Raw genomic sequence first — 6,268 nt, forward strand, 5'->3', positions numbered from 1 at the left:
CCCCTGTATGACAATCTTTCCGTGATTCAAAATCAGTTTTCCGAAACCGAAACATCCCATCAGCAGATCAGTCGGATGCTCGAAGCCCACAAGCTGGTTATTTCTCCGCTTTCCTATATCCGCGGCAGAAGCCTGGTAAAGATTTTTTTCATCGTGGACGAAGCCCAGAATCTGACCCCCCATGAAATCAAGACCATTATCACCCGCTCGGGCGAGGGCACCAAGATGGTTTTTACCGGTGATATCCACCAGATTGATCATCCCTATCTGGATACCCTTTCAAACGGCCTGAGCTACATGATCGAAAAAATGCAGGGCCAGAAGCGTTACGCACATATCTCCCTTGAAAAAGGGGAGCGCTCGGAACTGGCTGAACTGGCCAGCGATCTTTTGTAGGAGGAAGGGGGTTGCATTCTGGTGCATCCCCCCTTTTTTTGTTTACCAAATGCCTTATTCCCGCTCCGTGTCTGTCTGCTCGGTTTCTTCGGGTTCTTCCGATGAGATTTTGATGCCTGCCGGTTCAGAAACAGTTTCCGGTTCTTTCCAGGAAATTTCAATGGAAATGGATCCTTTTTCCTTTTTCTGGCGGGCTTCCAGCTCAATTTCCAGGGTTTCCGGCAGGGTCAGGGCAATAAAGTGGCCGTTTTGTTCCACCACGATTTTCCCGTTGCGCAGGGAATTTACCAGATCTTCCAGGTATCCGGTGACTTCTTCGCGCTTTGCTTTTTGATGCTGGGTGATTTTGTCTTTTTTCATGGGGAGCCTCCTTGTCGTTGGGTTTTTCCAATCAGGTCAATGACAGCAGACATTGCGCCAGCCTTCCGGCATCCACCGCGGGGCGGCTCTGGTGGCTGACCAGGCCATAGTCAATGACGCGGACCTGCATTTCATTCAGTTTTTTTTCGTCCACAGGAGCGGTGTATTGCCCGTTTTTCCGGTCCACCAGAACGGCATCAAGCACCTGTGGGTTTTGAATTCTTCCGGGATCATCCGCCTTGAGATACGACAGCAGAATTTCAGTCTGCCGGGTTGGATCCAGACCCCGGAGTTCCGGATCCGGATAGGTGCTGGGGACAAAAATTTTTGGGCACCTGACCCCGCAGATGGCATCGCCTACCCCACTTGGCAGCAGGTTGGCGATCAGGCTTGAATAAAAACTGCCCATTGGATAGCAGATGAGATCTGCGGAGCGGATCAACTCCCGCATTTTGGACCGGATTTGCACTTCCACGGGCTCGGGTGATTTTTTGTTGCTTGCAAGATAAACGCGTTTGATTTCTTCGTTGATGGGTTCGGTTTGTTTTCCAGTGAATTGGTGCTGGCCCACCCGAAGCGCCCCGGAATCCAGCTCAGCCACCAGGTGGCGGTGTTTATTGACCACCGGACGAACAGTTCCCCGAACCCGCACAAGCATGGAAAACAAATAAATGACCGGATCCAGAAGGCGTCGGTTGTTTAAATATCCCGCGGCAAGAATCAGGTTGCCGATACTGGCGCCCCTTAAATCAAAGTTTTCGGGCATGCTGTCGAGAAATGATAAAAGGTGGTTGCGGATCAGTTTGCGCATGGGATCAGGGATCCGAGCCACGAGTCGATGTTTCCCGCTGGCCATGCGGGTGATATCTTCCACCAATGATTCCCGGCCGGCGTTTTTGGGCAGGCGGTGGCTGAAAAGTGCGAAAATTTCCTGATTGCCGTGTATCCCTTGATCTGCCAGCGCCATGAGCCTGTTGCGGATGTCTCCCACCGCCGGCATATGAAAGGCATTGCGCAATTGTGCAGAGCTGCCGCCGGAATCAAAGGGTGTGATCACGTGAATGGAATTATGCGTATAACGGATCAAACGGGCACTTAACTGCCGGAGAGCCGTGCCGCCGCTGAAAAACAGAAGCTTGGGTCCCAGATCCGGCACTTTTTCGTATCTTGCCAACCGGATCGGGTCAGGCAGCCGGGCTTTCCGGGAGATTTCAAAATATGCGGGTGAAAATTGCGGATTTTTCATTTTGCCTTCCGAAGCGGGGCTGCGCCAAAGCGAAGATACTGCATGAAGTACTCAGCCGCGCACTCAAAATCAACACCACCGCTGACTTCAAATACTTCGCAGGTTTCCAGGGCCTGGATATATGCCGGCTGCGGGCTGACTTCACCAACCTGGTAATTTTCCGAGGAATAAAAAACTCCGGGTGATTTGATCAGGGCCGGCAGCAGATCCTGCCGCCGGGCCGGGTCCACCGCCCGGATGGCAGCAGGGGCATCGGAGAGCTGCCAGTTGAGGATCACCATTGCATTGAGAGGCGATTGTATCAAAAACCTTCTTTCAGGAAATACATCCAGGATCCGCACGTCATATTTTGCATCCACGGCCCACAGGGCTGCTGTGTCCATTTGTCTGTACCGGGTCTTTTCGGTGGCCGGCAGAATTAAGCCAAGATCCGGATTGTTTAAAAGAGTGCCGGGATTCACACGGGGGTGCTTGGCGACCCCGAGCATGTGGGTCCTGTTTTTTGTCTTCATCAGGATCAGCCGGTCGTTGCTGGTAAAGTCGGCTCCCAGGCTGACGATCTTGAGCGCCAGGCTTGATTTGCCGGTTCCGGAAAACCCGGCGATTCCGATTCCTTTATTTTGTAAGCTGACACCGGCGGCATGGGCAAGCAGGCCGCCCTGATCCAGTTTGAACGCAATAAACCGGTTGTTGATGAAGTTGATCACCTGATTGATGTTTTCCATGCACGGACCCGCCGCCAGGTGAATCCCGCTGCCAAAGACAAAAACCATGCCGGTCTGCAGCTTTTTGACAATCCGGCCGTTGGTGATTTCAGCAAAGGCTTCCTTGATTTTGGTTTTTCCGGAGCCGGGCATATGGTTGGTCAGGCTGTGGACGATTTCCGGTGCAGGGCTCTGATGAACGCTTATATGGATGCGGGCGGAGGCGTTGTCTTTTGCCAGAAAAGGACCGAAGTAGCTCCTGAGATACCCGATAATCTTTTGGTCACTTGCGCAAATGGCCATTACGCAGTCATCCAGGCGGATTTTCATTTGATGCGGAGCCGGAAGGTTTTCGCGGATTTTTTGGGCAATGGCTTCGGTTGTCAGATCATCAATGCGCATGGCCGATCCTTTTTAATACATAATCTGTATAAAGTTTTGCCGGATCCATGTCCCGGGTTTCCTGAATGCCGCGGAACCCGCCGAATGCGGATACTTCAAATACCACAGGGCCGTTTTTTGTCATTGCAATATCAACACAGGTGAAATCCAGTCCGAACAGGGCCTGGGCCTGCTGTGCCAGGGCAATAACGCCCTCGGGGGGGTCCACGGCCGCATAGGTGCCCCCTGAACGGATGGTGGTATTCCAGGCATCATTGTTTTTTTTTCGGGCATAGGTGGTCAGATATTGCCCCCCCAGAAATGCAATGCCCAGGTCGTGTTCCTGTATGTGAATTTTTTTTTGAATATAAAACACGCTATGGTCCTTTTGGTAGGCCTCCAGGGCGGCTGCTGCATCCGGGCCCTTTTCCAGAAGCAGCATGCCCCTGGCCTTGGAAGTGTAAAGGGGCTTGACAACAGCCTTGCCGTAAACGTTTACAGCTTTTATTGCCGCTTCGATATCTTCGGTGATTGTGGTTTCGGGCATGGGAATCCCGGCGTTTTTCATGGTTACCGTGCAACTGAGACGGTCCACCACACGGATGAGCCGCTCGGGGGAAGAAAATACTGGAACACCGGCGCTGTGGATATAGCGAAGTATTTCCAGCCGATCCAGAAGGTCCGGAGAATACCGGCTTCCCACCTTTTTTATGATTACTGCGTCCACGGCCATCAGGTCCACTTCTTTGGCCCACACTTGGTTTTGCCCCAGATCCAGACAGGCCTGCTCCATCTCCACCAGAATGCGGTGGCCCGTGATTGCGGAAACCGAATCCGCGAGTTTTTCCGAAGACCAGCCATTTCTGGTTCCCACCACCGCGATTTTTGTCAATTCATTGATCCTTTTTTCGGCTTTGCCGTTTACAGATCCAGCACATGAGCAGGGAGTTGAAAATCCTCCCAGGGCCGGGGCGGATGTTCAGTGATTTTTTCCATCAGCAGATGGGCCCGCAGAAACATTTCCCTGGCAAAAACAGAGTTTGTCTCAAACCGGGTGGAGGTATAAAATGAACGGGCCAGGGCCAGGGCCATCCGTAAATCAAATGTGCGGTCATCATATTTTGCGGCAAAACTTGCGGCATGCCGGAGAAAATCATTCATAACCCTGTATATCCGCTCCCTGAATTTTGTTTCAAATACAGGCATACGAAAGTTGGATACCAGAAACACGGACACGTCCTGGATATAGTCGAAATCCCGGGACCGGTTAAGATCAATAAAATGAACCCGCTGGCGCTGATGGTTGTAGACCACGTTGTTGACGTTTAAGTCCCCGTGAATAAGCACGCTAAAAGGGGCTTTTATTTCTGCCTCAACAGACCGGCAGCCGTCGAGAAGCGTCTGGGTGGAATCGATGGTTTTGTTGTTGATCCGGCAGGATTGCCGACAGAAATCCGGATGCAGGCGCAGAATGGATTCCCACCGGGCCTGTATCTGATCCATATAGTCGGTTTGAACAGGACACGCCTTGCGGCTGGCCTCCCAGACTTCAAGAATGGTTTGATGAAACAGGAAAAGCGCATTTTGCAGGATCTCGTCATCCGTGGACAGGATGCATTCATCCAGGGTGCAGCCGGGCAGAAACTCCACCAGCATTGAAGCGCTCTGGCTTTCTTCATTATAGCCGTAAATGCGGGCGGTCAGCCCCGGAAAAGTCCGGTTCCAACGTTCGAGACTCTTCTTTTCCCGGGCGATCTTTTTTTTTGTGCCCTCCTTGAAGATACTGCCCTGGGCATCCGGGATGGAGGCGGCGCTGTTTTGTCCGACCCGGCCGATGCGGCAGCCCGAACGGGTTCCCCAGATGTATTGGAAATCGATTTCACCAATAGATTCCTTGAAGCCGGATTTGGACAGGGTGGTTTGCAGGGCTTCAAACTGTTCGATCTTGATCCGTTCTCCCAGGATATTGAAAATCAGCGCTTCTCCGACATTGAGCATGGAATCGCCGATACGTTCCAGGTACCGGAAGATAAAAAGAACGGTGATCAGGCGGCGGGCGTCTCCTCCGGTTTCCAGTTCATTCATGATCCGGTCGAAACAGGTTTTGTAGATTTCATCCAGGCCGTATTCGGTTTTACAGATGGAAAGCGCTCCGGCCAGATCGGCATCATGAAAAACAGGCCGGATCCGGTTCAGGCTTTTTTCGATCAGGTCAAAAGCCGGTTCGTATTCGTATTGATTTAAGATGGCCGGATCATCCAGATATCCCATTTGCCGGGCAATGTTGACACAAAAGTCGGCCATGCGCTCCAGGTTGACCCCGATGGTCTGGATGGAACGGATTTTATTGATTTCTTTTTGCTCCGGCTGTTGGCTGTGGATTCTGGTAAAACACATGCTTTCAATAACAGCCTTTAAATTATCAATATAATCATCTTTTGAGATAATCCTTTCATATGTTTCCCGGGACGGACGGCCGAGAAAGGCCCGGATTGACCGGACCTGGTTTTCGGTCTCAACAATGAGAAACCGCAGGTTTTCCTCCACTCCCTCAAAAGTGTGCATCAGCTGATAATCCGTATGCTTTGGCCGGTGTCGTCCTGGTTTTGACCGGAGTCTTTCCAGGAAATTTTGATTTGCAGCTGGCTGCTGGCGCCTGTTTTTTTTCTGGCTTTTACCTTGAATTTCAACAGGGCGTTGGGATGCAAATGAATTTCCCTGTCTTCGGTGGTCAGCGAAATCCGGCCTTTTTCAAAGCCTTCCACCAGAGAATTGAGAAAATACTGAATGGATTTGTTGTCCTGCAAGGATTCGTATTCAAATCTGTATTCATCGGCCATTGGAGCTCTCCCTGATACAGCAACGATAAGATGATTAAAATCTATCCGGTCAGCCGCTGGACATAGTCACGAATTACTTGTCTGCGGCTTGTGTTGGCAAAAATCAGCTGTTTTCGGATTTTCAGATCCTCCCAGGCCGGCTGCAAACCGATTTCCCGGACGGCCTTGCCTGGATCCTGGGTTTCGGGATCCTTTCGTTTTTCCCCCATATGGGTGTCATCGCCCATGAAAATCAGCAGCGGGGATTCTCCGTGCCGGCGCCTTTGGTTTTTTTCGTTTAACACGGAAATTAAAAAGTCCGTGTATCGCCTGGACTGGGGGTTCCATACCTCGATGCCGTC

7 protein-coding genes and 1 pseudogene are annotated in these 6,268 nt (G+C 51.5%); 1 reads left to right on the plus strand and 7 read right to left on the minus strand.

Features of this window, described 5'->3' with window-relative positions; genetic code table 11:
* Positions 1-396 (plus strand): PhoH family protein (locus R6U41_RS05030; protein WP_410268743.1); only part of this gene is annotated, 396 nt, incomplete at its 5' end.
* Between the two features lie 54 nt (positions 397-450).
* On the opposite strand, the gene R6U41_RS05035 is transcribed toward R6U41_RS05030, so the two are convergent.
* From R6U41_RS05035 to R6U41_RS05065, 7 genes and pseudogenes are all read right to left on the minus strand, one after another.
* Complete coding sequence (locus R6U41_RS05035; protein ID WP_410268744.1) at positions 451-756, minus strand: amphi-Trp domain-containing protein; 306 nt, start codon at positions 754-756, stop codon at positions 451-453.
* A 31-nt stretch (positions 757-787) separates the two neighbouring features.
* Complete coding sequence (locus R6U41_RS05040; RefSeq protein ID WP_410268745.1) at positions 788-2,002, minus strand: GAK system CofD-like protein; 1,215 nt, start codon at positions 2,000-2,002, stop codon at positions 788-790.
* Positions 1,999-3,108, minus strand: coding sequence for an HprK-related kinase B (locus R6U41_RS05045; protein ID WP_410268746.1), 1,110 nt, complete (start codon positions 3,106-3,108; stop codon positions 1,999-2,001). Before R6U41_RS05045 ends, R6U41_RS05040 begins: the two co-directional genes overlap by 4 nt.
* Positions 3,098-3,979: a GAK system ATP-grasp enzyme gene (locus tag R6U41_RS05050; protein WP_410268747.1), complete on the minus strand. Its 882-nt coding sequence runs from the start codon at positions 3,977-3,979 to the stop codon at positions 3,098-3,100. The genes R6U41_RS05045 and R6U41_RS05050 overlap by 11 nt, the downstream gene beginning before the upstream one ends.
* A 29-nt stretch (positions 3,980-4,008) precedes the next feature.
* Positions 4,009-5,652 carry a PhoU domain-containing protein gene (locus R6U41_RS05055; protein WP_410268748.1) on the minus strand — a complete coding sequence of 548 codons (1,644 nt, stop codon included), beginning with the start codon at positions 5,650-5,652 and terminating at the stop codon, positions 4,009-4,011.
* Positions 5,652-5,927: an amphi-Trp domain-containing protein gene (locus R6U41_RS05060; RefSeq protein ID WP_410268749.1), complete on the minus strand. Its 276-nt coding sequence runs from the start codon at positions 5,925-5,927 to the stop codon at positions 5,652-5,654. The genes R6U41_RS05055 and R6U41_RS05060 overlap by 1 nt, the downstream gene beginning before the upstream one ends.
* A 41-nt stretch (positions 5,928-5,968) precedes the next feature.
* Positions 5,969-6,268, minus strand: a pseudogene (locus R6U41_RS05065) (hypothetical protein); the annotation flags it as partial.

Source organism: Desulfosalsimonas sp. (assembly GCF_046483245.1).
Taxonomy (GTDB): domain Bacteria; phylum Desulfobacterota; class Desulfobacteria; order Desulfobacterales; family Desulfosalsimonadaceae; genus Desulfosalsimonas.

What these genes read in the sequence shown, in the direction of transcription:
- R6U41_RS05045 (WP_410268746.1), bottom strand. Translation starts at nt 3,108, where the DNA reads ATGCGCATTGATGATCTGACAACCGAAGCCATTGCCCAAAAAATCCGC.
- R6U41_RS05060 (WP_410268749.1), bottom strand. Translation starts at nt 5,927, where the DNA reads ATGGCCGATGAATACAGATTTGAATACGAATCCTTGCAGGACAACAAA.
- R6U41_RS05035 (WP_410268744.1), bottom strand. Translation starts at nt 756, where the DNA reads ATGAAAAAAGACAAAATCACCCAGCATCAAAAAGCAAAGCGCGAAGAA.
- R6U41_RS05040 (WP_410268745.1), bottom strand. Translation starts at nt 2,002, where the DNA reads ATGAAAAATCCGCAATTTTCACCCGCATATTTTGAAATCTCCCGGAAA.
- R6U41_RS05055 (WP_410268748.1), bottom strand. Translation starts at nt 5,652, where the DNA reads ATGCACACTTTTGAGGGAGTGGAGGAAAACCTGCGGTTTCTCATTGTT.